Annotated in this window: 6 protein-coding genes; 2 read left to right on the top strand and 4 right to left on the bottom strand. The window is 65.8% G+C overall.

Features of this window, described 5'->3' with window-relative positions; translation table 11 throughout:
• Positions 1-3: 3 nt before the first annotated feature.
• The 4 genes from ACIPZG_RS09610 to ACIPZG_RS09625 all read right to left on the bottom strand — a co-directional run bounded on the left by ACIPZG_RS09610 (position 4) and on the right by ACIPZG_RS09625 (position 14,841).
• Positions 4-10,557 carry a VCBS domain-containing protein gene (locus tag ACIPZG_RS09610; RefSeq protein ID WP_400712740.1) on the bottom strand — a complete coding sequence of 3,518 codons (10,554 nt, stop codon included), beginning with the start codon at positions 10,555-10,557 and terminating at the stop codon, positions 4-6.
• Positions 10,558-10,656: 99 nt separating this feature from the next.
• Positions 10,657-12,747, bottom strand: coding sequence for an HlyD family efflux transporter periplasmic adaptor subunit (locus tag ACIPZG_RS09615; RefSeq protein ID WP_400712743.1), 2,091 nt, complete (start codon positions 12,745-12,747; stop codon positions 10,657-10,659).
• Positions 12,747-14,093 carry an efflux RND transporter periplasmic adaptor subunit gene (locus tag ACIPZG_RS09620; RefSeq protein ID WP_400712745.1) on the bottom strand — a complete coding sequence of 449 codons (1,347 nt, stop codon included), beginning with the start codon at positions 14,091-14,093 and terminating at the stop codon, positions 12,747-12,749. Before ACIPZG_RS09620 ends, ACIPZG_RS09615 begins: the two co-directional genes overlap by 1 nt.
• Complete coding sequence (locus ACIPZG_RS09625; protein WP_008099238.1) at positions 14,080-14,841, bottom strand: efflux RND transporter periplasmic adaptor subunit; 762 nt, start codon at positions 14,839-14,841, stop codon at positions 14,080-14,082. Before ACIPZG_RS09625 ends, ACIPZG_RS09620 begins: the two co-directional genes overlap by 14 nt.
• A 273-nt stretch (positions 14,842-15,114) precedes the next feature.
• Between ACIPZG_RS09625 and ACIPZG_RS09630 the strand changes: the two genes are divergently transcribed.
• Both ACIPZG_RS09630 and ACIPZG_RS09635 read left to right on the top strand, forming a co-directional pair.
• Positions 15,115-17,373: a tetratricopeptide repeat protein gene (locus ACIPZG_RS09630; RefSeq protein WP_400712748.1), complete on the top strand. Its 2,259-nt coding sequence runs from the start codon at positions 15,115-15,117 to the stop codon at positions 17,371-17,373.
• A 290-nt stretch (positions 17,374-17,663) separates the two neighbouring features.
• Positions 17,664-18,638: an AAA family ATPase gene (locus ACIPZG_RS09635; RefSeq protein WP_400641966.1), complete on the top strand. Its 975-nt coding sequence runs from the start codon at positions 17,664-17,666 to the stop codon at positions 18,636-18,638.
• Positions 18,639-18,640: the final 2 nt, after the last annotated feature.

Here is an 18,640-nt window from a genome sequence, read left to right on the forward strand (position 1 = left end):
ACTTCATGGCGCATTGCTGCCGCGACGTTCAGCGGCTTCACGCAACTGCGCACGGAAGCCATGCGCGGGCTGTGGTTTGTTTTCCGCCACCGGCACCATATCGGTGGGGAACGGTGCCCACAGTGAAGGGTCCGGCAGCAGGCCATCAGCGCTCAGGCTGATGACGCCGTGGCGGCCGTCGACCCAGTTCTTGTCCTCGGCGCTGCTGCGCCGGCTTTCGCCTACCGCGCGCGCCACGTACTGGCCATTGACCTGGCCAAGCTGGCTTCCGAGCGACAGGCTTTCGATCTCGGGAGTGGCAAACAGGCGCACATCGCTACCGTCCGCGCTCCAGGCGGACAGGGTCAGGTTATCGTTGATCCGCTCCACCACCGGGGCGACGAAGATCGCCGGGGACACATCCGGCAAGGGCAGCGTCAGCGTGCCTGCGCGGCTATCACGGTCGAAGTACGGCCCTGGCGGAATGTACGGGGTGGAAATATCCAGCGTGATGGTCAGCAGGGCCTGGTCGGTGGCTCCGGCCAGATCGCTGATGGTGTAGGTGAAGAAGTCCTTGAGCACCTGGCCGAGGCCCGCTGCTGCCAGCACCTCGGAGTTGCTCAGGTCGATGGTGTAGGTGTAACTGCCATCGGCGTTGAGCACCAGGGTGCCGTACCGGCCGGCGATGGGCTGGCCGATCACCCCCGGCGTGCCGGTGCCGTTTTCCTGGCCGGTGCGGATGCCGGTCACGGTCAGCCCGTCGCCGCCGTCCACATCGCTGTCGTTGGGCAGCACATTGCCGCTGGTGTGCGGCGCGGGCACCTGGTCACTGGCGAAGTTGGCATCGTCGCGGGCCACCGGGTTGTCGTTGGCGCCCTGGATGGTCACGGTCAGGCGCGCATCCGAGGTGATGCCGGCGGTGTCGCGCATGCGGTAGGTGAACACCTCCCGCAGCGACTCGCCGGCGGTGCGCATGGCTTGCACGGTGGGGTTGGCGTTGTCGACCACATACTGGTAGCTGCCGTCGGCATTGATCAGCAGGGTGCCGTAGAGGCCCTGGAGCACTTCGCCCGCGCTGGCGGTGCGGCCGTTTTCGCCGGTGTACTGCACCACGGTCTTGGTTTCGCCGTACTGCACGCCGTCGATATCGGTGTCGTTGTCCAGCACATTGCCGCGCGGGTCGACGCCCGCAGTGCCGTTGTTCACGCCACCGGCTTCCACGGCGTCGGCGATATCGTCATGGGCCTGTGGGTAGTCGTTGCGGCCGTCGATGGTGATGCTCAGCAAGCCATTGGCGGTGCCGCCCCAGATGTCGCTCAGCAGGTAGGTGAAGTTGTCGACCAGGGTCTGGCCGCTGACGCGCAGGGCCTGGACGGCTTGCAGGCTGTTGTCGAGCACGTAGTTCCAGGTGCCGTCGGCGTTCAGCGTGAGGTCGCCGTACTGGCCGCGCAAGGTCTGCCCGACCAGGCTGGCATTGCCGGGCAGGGGGCCGTCGCCACTCCAGAACGCCAGCACTTCCAGGGTTTCCGGGAACAGGATGTTGATCGTGTCCGGGTCGCTGTCGTTGTCCATCACGTTGCCGCTGGGGTTGCTGCCCGGGATGCCGTTGTCGACGCCGCCAGCCTCGATGGCCTGGCCCTGGTCGGGGCCGGCGATCGGGGGCTGGTTCTCGCCGCGGATGAAGATGGTCAGGGTGGCGGTATCGCTCAGCCCACCGCCGTCAGTCACCTGGTAGGTGTAGTTCTGGATGACGAAGCCCAGCGGGCCCAGGGCAATGATCTCGGGGTCGTTTGAGTTGACCACGAAGCGGTAGCTGCCGTCGGCGTTGAGGGTCAGGGTGCCGTAGTTGGTGGTGACGGTGGCACTGCCGGTGAGCGGGTCGAGGGTCGGGTTGCTGCTTTCCGCGCCCGCGCCCACGGCGGTAACCACCTTGCTGTCGTTGGCATCCACGTCGGTATCGTTGTTCAGCACATTGCCGGTAGGGTTGCGTCCGCCGCTGCCATCGTCGTTCAAGGCCGCGGCAAAGGCGAAATCGTCGCGCGCCACCGGCGTGTCATAGCGACCTTCGATGGTGATGTTGATCTGCGCCTGGGAGCTGGCACCGTCGGTGTCGTGCATGCGGTAAGTGAAGGTTTCGCGCAGTTGCTCGCCGGCCTTGAGCGCCTGCACGGCCGCCAGGCTGTCGTTGACGGTGTACACGTAGTTGCCGTTGGCATCGATGCTCAGGGTGCCGTAGGTGCCGGCCACCACGGTGGCCCCGGCAGTGACCTGGACGAAGGTGCCGCCCGCGGCCAGGGTGCCCAGGTAGATACCATCGACCGTCTTGCTGTCGCCGGCATCCACATCGCTGTCGTTGCCCAGCGCGTTGCCGCTGCCCGTCTGGCCCGCCGTGCCGTTGTTGACGCCGCCTGCCTCGATGGCGATGGCGGCGTCATCGGCGGCGATGGGCGTGTCGTTGCGGCCATGGATGACCACGGTGAAGGTGGCCGTGACAACCTTGCCGTTGCCATCGCTGACGCTGTACTGGAACACCTCGGTCAGTTGGTCGGCATTGGTGCGCAGGGCCTGCACCGCGCTGTTGCTGTTGTCCACCACGTAGCGGTAATTGCCTTGGGCATCCAGCACCAGGCTGCCATAGTTGCCCGCCAGCGATTGGCCAGGGGTGGCACTGGTGCCGGTGGGGCTGACCACCGCGCTGATGGTCAAGCTGTCGCCGTCAGGGTCGTTGTACGCTGCGCGGATGCTGCCGCTGGGGTTCAGGCCGGGGGTGGCGTTGTTCAGCCCGCCGGCTTCGATGGCGTCGATGATGACCGGGTTGACCACGGGTGGGTCATTGACCCCGGTGACGGTGATGACCAGCTGCGCCTGGTCGGACAGCCCACCGCTGTCGTGGATCTGGTAGGTGAAGATCACGTCCAGGCTTTGCCCGGCCGCCAGCGCGCGAATGGCGGGGTCGGCGCTGTTGACCACGAAGGTGTAGGTGCCGTCGTCGTTGAGGGTCAGCTGGCCGAAGTTACCGCTGATCAGGCTGTTGTTGGCCAGGCGGGCCACGGTACCGGCGATGGTCGCGGGTGCGCCGTTGGCCACAGCAGTGAGTGTGCCGCCGGCGCTTTCCAGGCCGCTGCGCACGCCGTCTACCTTGAGCTGGGTGGCGGTCGGCTGATCGAGGCGGTCGACGTCGGTATCGGTACCGATGCCACCGTTGCCGGTGATCACGTTGCCGCTGGCATTGACCGGCGCCGGGCTGCCATCACTGGCACCGGCGCTGGCCGTGCCACGGTCGTCCACGGCCACCGGTGCATCGTTGGCACCCTGGATGGTGATCACCAGCACGGTCACCGAGCTCAAGCCACCGGCGTCGACCATCTGATAGGTGAACTGCTCGACCAGCGAATCGCCGGGCGACAGCGCCTGCACGGCGGCATTGCTGTTGTCGATCACATAGCGGTAGCTGCCGTCGGCGTTGATGGTCAAGGTGCCGAAGTTGGCCAGAATGCTGGTCGACTGGCCGCTGACAACCGGAATGATCCGGCCGCCGCCCAGGCCGTCGAAGCGCACGGCGTTGACCTGTTTGGTTTCGCCCAGCGCCACGGAGTCCACATCGGTATCGTTTGACAGTACGTTGCCGGTGGCATCTTGCCCCAGGGTGCCATTGTTGGTGCCGCCGGCCTCGATGGCGGTGGCGACGTCGCCACTGGCGATCGGCGTATCGTTGGTGCCATGGATGTCGATCTGCAGCACCGCGCTGCTGGTCAGGCCGCCGCTGTCGACGAGGGTGTAGCCGAAGGTATCGACGAGGAAGTTGCCAGCGGTGCGCAGCGCCTCCACCGCCGGGTTGCTGTTGTCGACGATGTACTGGAAGCCCCCATTGGGCCTGATCACCAAGGTGCCATACAGCCCTTGGATCACGGTGACGAGGTTGCCATCGACCGGCACGCCGACCGGGTTGGTGACGCTGGCAATGTGGGTGACGGTGAGCACGTCGTTGTTGGTCTGGATATCGACGTCGGTGTCGTTGTCCAGCACGTTGCCGGTGGGGTTCACTCCGGGATCGGCGTTGCGCAGGCCTCCGGCTTCCACCGCGATCGCCAGGTCGGCGTTGGCCACCGGCGCGTCGTTGACCGGGTCGATGATGATGTTCATCACGTCGGTGTCGGTCAGTGCATCGGCCGGGTTCTGGCCGGGGATGCCGTCGCCGTTGAGCGGCGCATCGCCGAAGTTGCCTTGGTCATTGGTGACCATGGTCAGGGTTTCGGCGTTGCGGAAGGTGTTGAAGTCCTGGTCGCCTTTGTAATAGAGCTGGCTCAGCAACACATTCAATTGGGCCAGGGTGCCGGTGAGCACCAACGTGCGACCGGCGCCCGCGGGTGGCGTGGCATTGGCCGCAGGCGGGGTGGCGGTTTGCCAGAGGACGCCATGCAGCACGCTCAGGGTAATGGTCATGATGCCGTCGGCATTGCCGGCGTTCACGTCCACGTCACTGATGGCCAGACCACCGATGTGCAGCACCGTGTCTTCCTGGCCGTGCTGGTCGGAGACGGTGTTGACCGGCGCCTCGTTGACATGCACGTAGCCGGCGTCGGCGGTGCCGGTAGCGCCTTCGCCCAGGGTCAGGTTGATGCTGCCCAGGCCCGCGACCGCCGCACCGGTGTCGGTGTCGATACGCACGCGGAAGTTGCCGCCAGGGGTGGCCTGATGGCTTTGGTCCACGGCGATCAGGTAGCTGCCGGAAGGCACCAGGGCAAACTGGTACAGGCCGCCGTTGGCGGTGGTGGTGGTGAAGACGCGGTCGTCAGCGGTGCCGAACACCCCGTCGTCGCCGGACCAGGTCAGGGTCACGCCGATGCCGTCCAGACCGGGGCCGTCAGGGGTGACGCTGTCCGTGGCGCTCTGGGTGTCGTCCCACAGCCTGCCCTGGATCACGCCCATGCCGGCGCCTTCGCTGAGGATGTAGTTGTTCAAACCACTGGCGCCGTCCTGGCCGTTGCGCTCGCCCGTGGCGCCGCCAGCGGTGGCGGGCAGCGAGCCGCCCCAGCCGGTGCTCTCGAAGTCGCTGGGCAGGCTGGTCCAGGTCAGCACGGCGGCGCTGGCGGCGTTGTCGGCAAAGGAGATGTTGGGCAGGGTGACGGTGTAGATCACCTGCACCGTGTCATTGGGCGCCAGCCGGGCGAAGTCCACGGTCATCCCGGTGCCATCGCTGAAGCTGATGCCACTGGGCAGGTTGAGCAGGTTCAGCGGCACGCCATTGAGCAGGATGCTTTGCACCTGGTAGTTGCTGCCATTGGGGAATTGATCGACCAGGTGGGTGTCGTAGGCGGCCACGCCGCCGTTCTGGGTGAAGCTGACCGACACCGTAGCGTCGGTGGTGCCGGCGACGGTGCCGGGCGCGACGTTGATGACCGACTTGTCCATGTTGGTGAAGCTGGGCTCCACCACGCGCTCGAATATGGTGTCGCTGCGGCCCCGGTCGACGCCGCCGTTCGGACCGACGTGTTCGAACACGGTCATGCCCAGCTGGGGAGAGGTGTCCTGGTTGCCGATGACGTTGCTGACACGCACGTTGAACTCGAGGATCACCCCTTCGATATCGCTGTCATTGATCTCGGTGTTGGTCAGGTTGCCGAGGCTGAAGGTGATGGTCTGGCTGCCGTCGGCGTTGGTGATGATCTGCAGGCGGCCGTTGTTGATGTCGAAGATCCCGGTGGGGACCGTGCCCCCCAGGTCGGTGTGGATCGGCAAGGCCACGTCGCTGTTCTGGTTGCCGAGCATGTACAAGGCATCAGGGTTGTTGCTGACCAGATTGCCGGCATCGGTGACCAGGCCGCCGAGGTTGCTCGACACCATCGCGATCAGGATGTTGTTGAGGTCGGCGGGGATGAACTCCAGGCCTGCGGCCAGCTCGATGCGGATCTGGTAATCGGGGTTGTCCCCGGTCGGCACCAGTACCGCCACCCGGTAGCGGATGATTTCGCCCACCACCACAGTTTCCAGCAGGCCACTGGTGTCGGTTGCGCCGCTGGTGTTGTTGGCGGGCGGGGTATCGGTCACGCCGCCGACGCGCGACACCTGGATGCCGTTGGTGACCGGGATCAGCAAGGCACTGATCACGCGGTAGTCGTTGAGCACGCCAGTATTTAGCAGGCCATCATCGCCGCTGCGTTCGCCATTGACGGTATCGGTGGTGTTGTTGGTGCCGTCCAGACTGCTCCAGCCCACCTGAACATTGTTGGGAATCGCCGCTTCGCCCGCGGCGGTGGCATTGACCACGCCGGTGAGGGTAATGACGATGCTGCCGCCGTTGGCGATGTCGATGTTGGCACCGTTGGCAGTCACCAGTTGGCCGTTGAGGATGACGAAATCGACGCCGCCGTTGTTGGTGGCGCCGCCGAGGTACTGGATGGTGCCGCTGATCACCAGGTTGTCGATCTCGGTCGGCAGCACGTCGAGCAGGCTGATGTCGAACGCATCGGTACCGGAATTGTTGGCCACCGTGATGGTGAAGGTCACCGTATCACCCTGGTCGAAGCCGCCGAACGACGGTGTCGAGGTGATCTGCTGGGTCACTGTGAGGGTCGGCTCGACGATGGTCACGCCGGGCTGCTGGGCGCTGTTGACACTGCGGTCCACCGCCACCGTGCCGTTGGGGGTATCGCCGTCGGGGTCGCTGTAAACCAGCTGCGCGCCATTGTTCAGCGTGGTGCCCTGCTGGTTGCCGGTCACGTTGCTGGCCACCAGCACCAGGCGGATGACGAAGCTGTTGTTGCCGGTGACGTTGTCGGCGTTGGCGCCGGCATTGCTGAACACCAGCATCAGGTCGGCGCCGTCGCTGCCGTCGAGGGTCAGCGGGTTGACGTTGAGCACGCCATTGAAGTTAGCCCCCAGGGCGGCGCTGCCGCTGGTCAAGGTGATGATTTCATAGCCCAGGTTGCCATTGAACCGTGGGTCCAGGCGCAGGCCCGGAGGGATCAGGTCGTTGATGCGCAGGCTGCCAGTGGCGCCTTCGGGCAGGGTGACGACGATGTCGTAGGTGATGCTTTCACCAATCACCAGGTTGCTGCCGGTGGTGTGGCCAGCACTGGAATCATCGTTGGTGAGGCTGCCGTCCTTGTAAGTCTTGCTGATGGTCGGCGCGGCGACTTGCTGGTTGGCCACCTCCACAAGGTCGGTGGGGGTGAAGTCCTGGCCATTGTCGACGCTGGCGTATTTGGTCAGTGCCGCCGTGCTCTGCAGGGTGCTGGACGCGAGGATGGCATTGTCGACCGTGACGTCGTAGGTGATCACCACCACGTTGGCGCCGGACAGGTCGTTGGCGGTGCCGCTGCGGCCGGCCAGCAAGGCCGCCTGGCCGTTCAGGTCGTTGAAGGTGATGGTGTTGCCGCTGACGCTGTAGTCGGTGCCGGCCACCAGCAGGGTGCCGTCGCCGCGATAGATCTGCAGGTTGGCCGCCGCCAGGCTGCCGCCGATGAACGACAGGCCGGCGGGCAGGGTGATGCTGGTGCTGACATCGAAGGCACCGCCGCCACCGCTGTTCTTCAGCGCGGTGGCCAGGCGCAGGGTATCGGCGCCATCGATGCCGCTGACGTTGCCGTCCACCGCGGCCAGGCTGGTCACATTGCCGGCGAACGGTACACCGATGCTGCCGGGGGCGGTCCAGCTGCCGGTGGTGCCGGTGACTGTGCCATTGCTGCTGGACACCACGCCATGCTTGATATCCAGCACCGGCTCTGCGATCGATTCGATCACTGCCACGTCGGAGGAGGTCAGCACGGTCTTGTCGACCGTGGTGGTCTGGCTCGATTGCGCCAGTACATCGAGCGCTCGCTGGTCGGCGAAGGGCTGGTCGCCAACCCTCATGGTGAAGCGCACCTGCACGGTGCCGCCGTTGAGGCCGCCGGAGACGAAGTCGCCGAAGTCGAAGATGATCGAGTTGCCGGGGCCTGTGGTGACGCTGTCAGGTACATCGAGGATGTTGTTGCCGCTGCCGAAGGTCCATTGGCCAACACCGTTGCCGATGCTCCAGGTGATGCCCGTGGCGTCGAGCAGGGGCAGTGGCAGGTAGGCGGTGAGCTTGAAGTTCTCGTAGTCGGCCACCAGCAGGTCGTAGCTGATGGTGAAGGTCACCACATCGCCCGGGCGCAGTTCGCCGTTGCTCGGCGGGTTGCCGCCATTGACCTGGGTCAGCTCGATATCGACCGTGGAGGTATCGATGGTACTGGTGGTGCTGGAACCATCGGTCTGGATGCCGCCGATGTTGAGCGTATCGCGCAGCACCGTGGCATCCACCGTGGCATTGTTGCCGATGCTGTCGCCTTCGTTGAGCTGGTCGTGGGGCGGGTGATCGGAGGTGTAGGTGGCGTCGATCAGCGCGTCATAGACGATGCTCAGGCGCGTGGCGCCTTCCTGCAGGTTATCGTCGGCGTACAAGTCGCCGAACAGTGCCGCAACGCCCGGGCCGGCAACGGCCCGGCGGATCGATTCGGCAATGTCGAACACCAGCGTGGTGCTGCCGTCGGCATTCACCGTCTGGGTAAAGATCAGGGCGATGGCCTGGGAACCGCCATGCTGCTGGATGATCAGCGTGGGCGGGTTGCTCGGGTCGAAGGTCTGGCCGTCGCTGAGCAGGTCGGTCAGGGTGAACTGGCCCTGCTCGAGGATGTTCTCGCCGAAGGCGAAGAAGTCGGAAATGGCCACGTCCATGGTGTAGCGCAGGGTGTCGCCGGGGGTGAGGCCGGGGGTGCCGACGTCGTTCTGCAGATTGACCTGCTTGAGCAGGGTAATGGACTTGGCGACGAAGGTTATGCCTTGGCCATTGCCGGTTTCGCTGAACGGGTAACCGTTAGGGTCGACAGGGCGGTCGCGCGGGTCCAGCGGGTTCCAGTTGCCGGTGACAGTGGCGGTGCCGAAGTTGATGGTCACCGGGTTGCCGGTGGTCGGGTCGATCACCGGGCGGCCGTTGGCGTCGATCTCCGGTACATAGAAGTCGACCTGGGTTTCGCTGGCGCCGCTCAGGGTGTCGTAGTGGATGTCGTAGCTGGCCACGAAGGCATTGGGGTTGGCCAGGGCCAGGGCGATGGCGGCAGGGTCGGTGAGCACCGTGCCGTCGTGCAGGGTGATCGAGCTCAGGGTGCCGCCGGGGCCCGGAGTGATGGCGCTGACATGCACCTGGTCGGGCACGGTCTGGGTCACGGTGACGTTGTTCAGGGTCTGGCCGGGTGCCGGGGTCACGGTGACGGTCTGGGTGCGCGTGAAGTTCGGACCGGTAACGGTTTCGCCTTCAGGCATGTTGACCGTTTGCGTGACCTGCAACAGGGTCGGCGTAATGACGAAACTGTGCAGCGCGCTTTCCACCAGGCTCGGGTCCTGGACCGGGTTGTTCACCGAGTCATTGCCGTACTCGAAGCCGGCGCGGGTATTGATGGTGAGGTTGGGCGCGCCGTCGGAGTAGGTGGTGTCGGCCAGGTTGCTCAACTGCCCGGTAATCAGGATATCGATGCTCGGCTGGCCGTTGGTGACGCTGGCGTAGGGCAATTGCAGCACCACCATCTGGTCGCCGGGCTTCATGCCGACGCTGGCGGCGTTGATCACCAGGGGATTGCCACTGGCGTCCTTGGCCAACGGGTGGGTGGCATTGCCGTTGGCATCGAAGGTGATGACGATACTGTTTACCGCTCGCCCCAGGTAGGTGGCAGAAACGAAGCTGGCGCCGTCATCACCGTCACGGCCGGTAGCCGGCATGAACACATCGATGAAGGGCGCGTAGCCTTCCTGGGTCGAAGGGTTGCTGAAACTGACGGTGAAGTTGAACTGCGTGCCCAATGGAACCTCGGCGCCGCCGCTGCTCAGGCCGGCGGTGGGGCTGGCATCGGCCAGCAGGCCCTGGAAGCTGTCGAGGGTGGCGGCGGCTAGGGCGATGGTCTTGTCCACATCGCCACTGCGCACTTCAAGGCGCCAGTCGCCGCCGGCCAGCTGGCTGCCGGTGGCGTTGTTCGAAGCCCCGACGTCGGCGCCGGTCCAGCGCGCCAGTTCGTTGACCAGTGCCTGGCCAGCGCTGCCGGCGCCCACATCGCAGCCATACAGCTGGATATCGGCACCGGCATTGAGTTCGCCGCGCCAGGCGCTCAGGCGATCGCCCAGTTGTTCGACGCTCTGTTGGGTAAACACTTGGTTGCCCAGGGTGAACTGGCCAGAGGCGCCGTGGGAGAACACCTGAATAGAGTCGACCTTGCCCATCTGTGCCAGCGCATTGCTGATGGCGGCGATGGCATCCTGGCCGGGGTCGACCACCACCGCAGTGCTCCCGGCCGGCAGGTTGGCGGCCAACTGGTCACGGTTTTCCAGGCGAGCATCGATGACCACCAGGTTGCGTGGCGCAGGGGCCTGCGCGGTGGTCTGCGCTTCGCTGGCGGTGGGGGCGGGGTGACTGCTGTCCTTGGCGTCTGCAGTGCCGGGGTCGCTGTGGTGCTGCTGGTCGACCGCTGCCGCCGCGGCGCCATCGAACAGGATACGCTGCTCAAGGGCTACCGTTTGCGACCGGGGGCGCAAGGCAGTGGCGAAACCGGCTCTGTGGTTGATGTCCATTTCCTTACCTGCTCAGAAGTTTCGACAACGAATTCGGGGGGCATAAGCAATCCTAGCCGGGTTTTTAAAACGTGGTTGGCCAGCCGCCGAGAGGCGGATTCAGAACCCGCTTTCGCGCAAGCCAACACCCAACAACCATTTGCCCAGCTCGCCCAGCACGCTGCGTTTTTCCCCTTCGATCTGCAGCTTGCCGCGGGTTTCGCGCACGCTGGCCAGCGGCTCATCCAGGGCGATCAGCACCTGGAACAACGCCGCGTTGGGCGTGAGCGATTGGCCGCTGGTGGGCACCGGGCCGCCGAACTGCGAAGACAACATGCGGTGGGCCAACTGCCCGGCGCGGGTGCTGCCGATGGCCAGTACCTTGCCGTGCAGCGCGGTGGCCTGGCCTTCGGGGTAGAACTTCACCGGGTTGCCCACGGCCAGGTGGTGCACCTGGTCCTGGGCGACGTAGGCATCGACCTGCCAGTGGCTGGGGTCGATCAGGATGCCCAGCGGCTCCTGGCGGTTGAGCCACTGGCCGGGCTGCAAGTCGCGGTCCACATCCAGCCAGTTGCCGGCGAACGGTGCCTGCAGGTTGAGGCGGGCGATCTCCCGGCGCGCGGAGCGGGCTTCCTCGTTTTGCACCCTCAGGCGTTGCTGGGTGGCGGCATCCTCGGCCAGCCCGCTGGGGTCGGCCAGCAACCCCGACAACCGCGCCTGGTAGCTGCGCGCACTGGCTTCGCTGCTGCGCATGCGCGAATCCAGGTCCGGTTCATCGAGTACCGCAAGGACCTCACCGGCCTTGACCTGGGCTGGGGCATGCAGGCGCTTGAGCCGTGCCGGGTAGGGCGTGTAGACGCGCAGCTGGTGTTCGGCACGGGCCACGCCCACGGCATCCACCTGGCTGTGCCAAGGCACGGCCAAGGCCAGCACCAACAACCCCAGGCACAGGTAGAACAGCCGCTTGCGCTGCCCGGGAATGAACGCCCGCTGCTGCCACCAGTGACTGAGCTCGCGCTTTACCGGCAAGGCGATGAACCACGCCAATTCGACCATGAACAGTACGATCCCCAGCAGTTTGAAGAAGAACAGGTACACCGCCACGGCGATGCCCAGGAACAGCACCAGGCGATACAGCCAGGTCGCGAAGGCGAACGCCACCAGCAGGCGCCGCTGGCCGACGGGAAACGGCTCCGGCCAGGCCTCGTTCAGCCCCAGCAGATGACGGCGCAGGGCAACCCGTGCCATGGCCGAGGCGCGCTCGTGCAAGTTGGGGAAATCGAGCAGGTCACTGAGGATGAAGTAGCCGTCGAAGCGCATGAACGGGCTGGCGTTGAGCGCCAGCGACAGCACCCAGCTGGTGGTCGCCAGGTACAGCAGGGCATTGCGCAGGGCACCGTCGTCGCTCAAGGCCCAGCCCAAGGTGGCCAGGCCCGCCAGCGACAGTTCGGTGACGATGCCCGCCGAAGCGATCGCCAGGCGTTGGTGGGCGCGCTTGAGCTTCCAGCTTTCGCCGGTGTCGGTGTACAGCATCGGCCACAGCACCAGGAACGCCACGCCCATGTGCCCGACGCGCAAGCCCAGGCGCGTGGCGACCAGCGCATGGCCAAGCTCGTGCAGGGTCTTGGCGACCACCAGCGCCAGGGCGAAGCTGAACAACCCTTCGGTGGAGAACGACTCCACTACCGCATGGGTGAAGCTGTCCCATTGCTGCATCACCAGGATCACCCCCAGCAGGGTCAGGGCGATCACCAGCACGCCGGTGAGTGGATGGAACAGCCAGCCCAGGGCCTTGGCCAGATGTTGCAGCCCGGCTTGCGGGCGCAGCAGCGGGATGCGGAAGAACAGGTAGTGATGCAGCCACCAGCGCCAGCTCGACCAGGTACGCGCATCGAAGGCGTTCTGCAACCTGGCCAGTTGCTCGGGGCCAGGACGCAACAAGTTGTGTTGTTCGAGAAAGGCACGCAGCGCCAACACCTGCTCGACATCCGGTTTGAGCGCGCTGTCACGCGACACCTGTTCACTGACCTGGCGCGGTGTCTGGCCCCAGCGCAGCAGGCATTCGAACTCCAGCCAGCCGATGCGGTAGAAGCGGTTGATTACCGTGTCGTGGATCATCCACGCCGGTTCTCCGTCTCGGTTGTCGGCGGCTTCGCACAGGCGCAGGTCTTCGCGCAGCGGCGGCAGTGGCAGGTCGCTGAGGTCGAGCATCACCAGCCACTCCAGGCACGCAAGGTGGCCAGGGGGCGACGCAGCAGGTAATAGCCGAGCATCACGCGGCCGCCATACAGCTTGGCGGTGCCGTGCAGGCCCAGGCGGGCATGTTCGGAGTGCTCGTCGATGCTCGCCAGCAAGCGGTAGGCGACCACGCCGTCGTCGCCGGGCTTGGCCTGGTAGCTGGTTTCGAGGATCTTGCCCTTGAGCGGGCTGAGCGGGTAGGCGGTGAGGAATAGCGTGACCTCGGCGCCCGGCTCCAGAGCGATGGCGTCGGCCACGGCCAGCTGGATCTGCATCGCCGGTTGTGCGGGGTCGGCCACGTGCAGGATGCGCTCGCCGGTCGACACCGGTTTGCCGATCCAGTCATTGGGGTCGCTGAACACCGCAACGCCGGCCCGCGGCGACACCACCTGGGTACGCTGCAACTGGGCCTGCACGGCGGCCAGTTCGGCCCGGCGCTGCTGGGCCCGGCCTTGCAGCAAGGTCAGCTCGTTCTTGCTTTGCGGGTTGTCGAACGCCCGCTGGCTGGCGGCCAGCAGCTCGGCATCGGCCACCGCGACCTCCTTGCCGAGTACCTCGGCGCGGCTGCGCAGGGTAGTTTCATCGAGGGTGAACAACGGTGTGCCGGCGTCCACAGACTGGTTGGGGCGCACCAGCACCTGGGCGATCACGCCATCGATGGGCGAGCTGATGATCAGTGCCTGGCGCGAGACGATCTGCGCCGGTGCCAGCGCCGTCTGCCGCACCGGTACCAGCAACAGCGCACCGGCCACCAGCAGTGTCAGCAGCACCTGGCGGCGGCTGGGGCGCCAACGGCTGATGTGCCGACGGCGGGTGAGCGTGCGCCAGCAGTAGGCCCAGGTGCGCGTCAGGCCGTCGAGTTGCTGGTGCAGCATCGCGGGCGGTTCTGCTTCCAGCAGCAGCACCAATACGCCGAGCCGCTCGCCGTCAGGGCCGTGCAGCGGTATGCACCATAGACCGCTGGGCCACCACTCGGCCCAGCCTTGGGCGATGTCCTGCGGCGGCGTGGCGTTGTCCTGGGTCAACCAGGTGGGTTGCGGTTCGACCAGGCGCTCGGCGAGCCAGCGGCTGGCGCGCTTGAGCCAGACCAGGTACGGCGAGTCTTCGCTGGGCCGCGCCAGGCCCGAGACGCACAGCAGATCGAGGCCGGCCTTGTTCTGCTCGAACACCAGCGCCTGGTGGAAGGGCAGCAGCGGGTACAGGTCGTTGGCCATGCTGAACGCCAGGGCGCCCAGCGTTTCGACGGCCATGGCCTTGTCGCGCAGGGCGTCCAGTTGCAGCAGCAACTGTGGATGGGGGAGCGGCCTATTCACGGTCATGGTCGAACCGCGCGGTGCCGCTCATGCCGGCCATCAGTTCAGGGAAGCGCTGATCAAAGCGCGCCTCCAATTCCACGGTCTGCGCCACGGCATCGACCCGGGCGTTGATGACGCTGACCTTGGCGGGGTAGGTCTTGCCTGTCTCGTGCACGGTCACCTGAAGCGGCTGACCGGGGCTGAGGGACTTCAATTGGCTGGAAGGCACATTGAGGCGCACCTTCAAGGCGCCGTCGCTGACCAGGTCGAACAGCGGCGTACCGGCGCTGACGGTCTGGTAGGGCTTTACATACACCTTGGCGACATGCCCGGAGAACGGCGCCAGCACCTGGCAGTAACTCATCTGCGCCTCACCCATGGCGCGCGCGCCAGCGGCCTTCTGCACTTCGGTGTTGGCCGCGGCCACTTCGATATCGCCCACGGCATCGAGCTTGCGCAGCTGCTTCTTGGCTTCCAGGTTCTGCCGCGCCATGGCCAGCTCGGCCACCGCGACCTTGTCCCGTGCCTGAGCCTCGTTGCAGTTGAAACGTGCCAGGGTGGCGCCCTTGGCCACATGCTCGCCAAAGCGGGTCTTGAGTTCGCCCAAGGTGCCGCTCATCTGGCTGGACAGGGTGGTTTCCAGCTCTGCAGCGAGCAGCACCCGAATCAGTTGTGGGTCTTCGCCCGTAGTTTCTTGCTCGGCATGTACGGCGACACTGGCCAGGGCCAGCAACAGCGGCAGGTAACGGTGTTTAACGACGGGCAACGGCATCCTCGACTCCTTCCTGAGAAACTTCTTGAAGCGCAGCGCGAACGGTTCGAATTCTCATACTAGGAAGGAAACTGGATTTTGCCCAATCGCGCGGTATAGAGGCGCTTGTGGCGCGCCGTGGCGGCAGCCTTGGAGCGCCTGTACTAGGGTGAAGCAGTGCTTCGGGGCATGAGCACGACAAAGAACAGCCTGCTACAAGGCGAACTGCAATGACCGTGGAGCTGACGAATGGGGTGGTGTGCACAAGCAGTGCAAGTGGGGCGGGTGTTGGTCATGTTGTTGGCACTGTGCGGCGCCGGGTTCTGTGCCGCAGCCCCAGATGCTGGACAATTGCCGATGCAGGCCAAGGATCGCGCAGGTTACGCCGATGCCGGCAGTTGCCAGGCCTGTCATGCCGAACAGGCTGGGCAATGGCAGCATTCCGACCATGCCTGGGCGCTGCGCGATGCCAGCGCGGGCAACGTGCTGGGCAACTTCGATGACGTGCGCTACGACCAGGATGGGGTCAAGGCGCGTTTCTATCGCAAGGGCGACAGCTTTTACGTCAACATCGAAGGCGAGGACGGCAAGCCGGCCGACTTCAAGGTGCTCTACACCTTTGGCTATTCGCCGCTGCAGCAATACCTGGTGGCGCTGTCGCGGGGACGATTGCAGGCCTTGACCATCGCCTGGGACAGCCGGCCGGCGGAGCAGGGCGGCCAGCGCTGGTTCTCGCTGTATCCCGGGCAACGCTTCGCCCCGGACGACCCGCTGCACTGGACCGGCCGTTACCAGAACTGGAACGGCATGTGCGCCGACTGCCATTCCACCGGTTTGGCCAAGCACTACGACGATGCCAAGGACAGCTTCGCCAGCACCTGGCAGGAAAAGACCGTGGGTTGCCAAGGCTGCCATGGGCCAAGCCAGGCCCATGTCGACTGGGCCACGCGCAACCCAGGTGCCTCGCCTGCCCAAGGGCTGGCAGTGGATTTCAAGGCGTTGGGCAGCAAGGGGCTGGTGGAACAGTGTGCCTATTGCCACAGCCGGCGGCAGGGGTTGGGCACCGGCCAGTTGCCTGGGCACCCGCAGCTTGATCAGAGCTTGCCGGCCACCCTGCGCAATGGGCTGTATCACGCCGACGGGCAGATCGACGGCGAAGTGTACGAGTACGGCTCATTCACCCAGAGCAAGATGTATGCCGCCGGGGTCACCTGCACCGACTGCCACAACCCGCACACCACCCAGGTGCGCATCGAAGGCAATGGCCTGTGCCTGCAGTGCCACAACACCCAGCCCAATACTGCGCGCTTCGCCGGCTTGCAGGCCAAGGACTACGACAGCCCCGAGCACCATCACCATGCTGCCGGTTCGCCGGGGGCGCAGTGCGTGAGCTGCCACATGCCGAGCAAGGACTACATGGTCGTCGACCCTCGGCGCGACCACGCCCTGCGCATTCCACGGCCCGACCTGGCTGCCCAAGGCATCGGCCCGGATGCCTGCACGGCGTGCCATAAGGACCGCCAGCCAGCCTGGGCCGCCAGCGCCATCGACAGTTGGTTCGCCAACCCCAAGCGCCCGGCCCATTACGGCGAGAGCTTCCATGCCGTGCGCGAAGACCCTGCTACTGGCCTTAGCCGACTGGGTTATGTGCTGGCAGACAAGAGCAACCCCGCCATCGTCAGGGCGACCGCCGCCGAGCAGTTGGCGGGCATGGGGCCTGCGGCCAGCAGCAACCTGCGCTGGGCGCTGCAGGACCAGGATGCGGTGGTGCGCGCCTACGCAGTGAACGGCTTCAGCCGCGTGCCGCCCGAGCAGCGCGTGGCGCCCTTGCTGCCGTTGTTGCAGGACCCGATCCTGGCGGTGCGTGACGAAGCCGTGCGGGCACTGGCCGACGTCCCTGCCGCGCAGCTGCCTGAAGCCGACCGCCAGCCATACGCCGCCATGCTCGCCGATTACGAGCAGCGCCTGCGCAGCAACGCCGACCTGCCGGGCGGGCGGCTCAACCTGGCGGTGCTGATGCAGCGCCAGGGCCGCGACGAGCAGGCCATGGAGCAGTATCGCCAGGCCTTGCGCATGGACCCGTACTTCGTTCCGGCCAGGGTCAACCTGGTGACCCTGGCCAGCGGCAGCCAGCGTTTGGACGATGCCGAGCAGTTGCTGCGTGAAGGCGTGGCGCTGGACAAGATGCCGGCGCCGGACCGCGGCAATCTGGCATACATGCTGGCGTTGTTGCTGGTGGAGCGGGGCAAGCCCGAGGAAGCGGTGGACTGGATGGAGCGGGCTGCCGTGGCGTTGCCGGGCAATACACGGATTCGTTACAACCAGGGGTTGTTGCTGTCGCGGATCAACCGCCGGGATGAGGCGCTGCAGGCGTTGCGCAGCGGCCTGGAGCAGGCGCCGGAGGATACGGATCTGTTGTATTCGCTGATCTACCTGCATGCCCTGGCGGGTGAGCGCGAGCAGGCCTGGCCGTATGTGCAACGGATGCGCGAGGTGGCGCCGGAGGATCAGCGGTTGCGTGGGATCGAACCCTATTGGCAGAAACAGCCTTGAGGGGAAAGCACCGCCCGCGAAGGCAGTGGTGCACCTGTGGGAGCCGGCTTGCCGGCGATAGGGCCCGAACAGGCTATATCGTGGTGCTTGTCCTGGCCTCATCGCCGGCAAGCCGGCTCCCACAGGAATCGCGTCAGCTTTTAGATATTGAGCAAGACAGTTGCTCCCACAAGGATCGCGCAAGTTTCGGATCTTGAGCCCCACCTTGTTCTCTTCACGACACCCCATTGCACCCCACCCCAACCCAACTAGATTTACCAGACCCCTAGCCACCCAGGAACCTTCGCCCCGTGAACACTCACCAACACGTCCAGGCACTGGAAGCCTCGGTCGCGGAAAAGGTCCTCGGCCAGGCCGAGACCATCCGCCACGTGCTGCTGGGCCTGCTCGCCAACGGTCATGTGCTGCTCGAAAGCCTCCCAGGCCTGGCCAAGACCCGCACGGTAAAAGCCCTGGCCACGCACCTGGAAGCCCAGATGCGGCGCATTCAGTTCACCCCTGACCTGCTGCCTTCGGACATCACCGGCGGCGAGATCCTGCAGCAGACCGCCGAAGGCAACAGCATCCGTTTCCAGCCCGGCCCGCTGTTCGGCAACGTCATTCTTGCCGACGAAATCAACCGCGCCCCGGCCAAGGTCCAGGCCGCCTTGCTCGAGGCCATGGAAGAGCGGCAGATCACCGTGGCCGGGCAGAGTTACCCGATGCCGGGCCTGTTCATGGTGCTGGCGACCCAGAACCCCATCGAGCAGGAGGGCACCTACCCGTTGCCCGAGGCGCAGATGGACCGCTTCCTGATGAAGCTGCAGCTCGACTACCCAAGCCCGGAAGACGAAACCCAGGTGCTGCGCCTGGTGCGCGAAGAGGACCAGGCCAGCCAGGACGGCGCGGCGCAACCGGCGCGCCTGGCCCAGCAGGTGATCTTCGACGCCCGTCGCGAGGTGGCCCAGGTGCATGTCGCCGCGGCCATCGACCGCTACCTCATCGACCTGGTCAACGCCACCCGCCACCCCGCCGACTACGATGCCGACCTGGCGCGCTGGATCAATATCGGTGCCAGCCCGCGCGGCGGCATCAGCCTCGACCGGGTGTCGCGGGCCCACGCCTGGCTCAACGGCCAGGACTTCGTTTCACCGGACAATGTGCGTGCCGTGGTGCACCCGGTCCTGCGCCACCGCCTGCAGCTGTCCTATGACGCCATCAGCGATGGCGTGAGCGCCGACCAGGTCATCGACCGGCTGCTGGACAAGGTGGCCATTCCCGCCTGACG

Origin of the sequence: Pseudomonas sp. NPDC089395 (genome assembly GCF_044749525.1) — a bacterium.
Taxonomy (GTDB): Bacteria; Pseudomonadota; Gammaproteobacteria; order Pseudomonadales; family Pseudomonadaceae; genus Aquipseudomonas.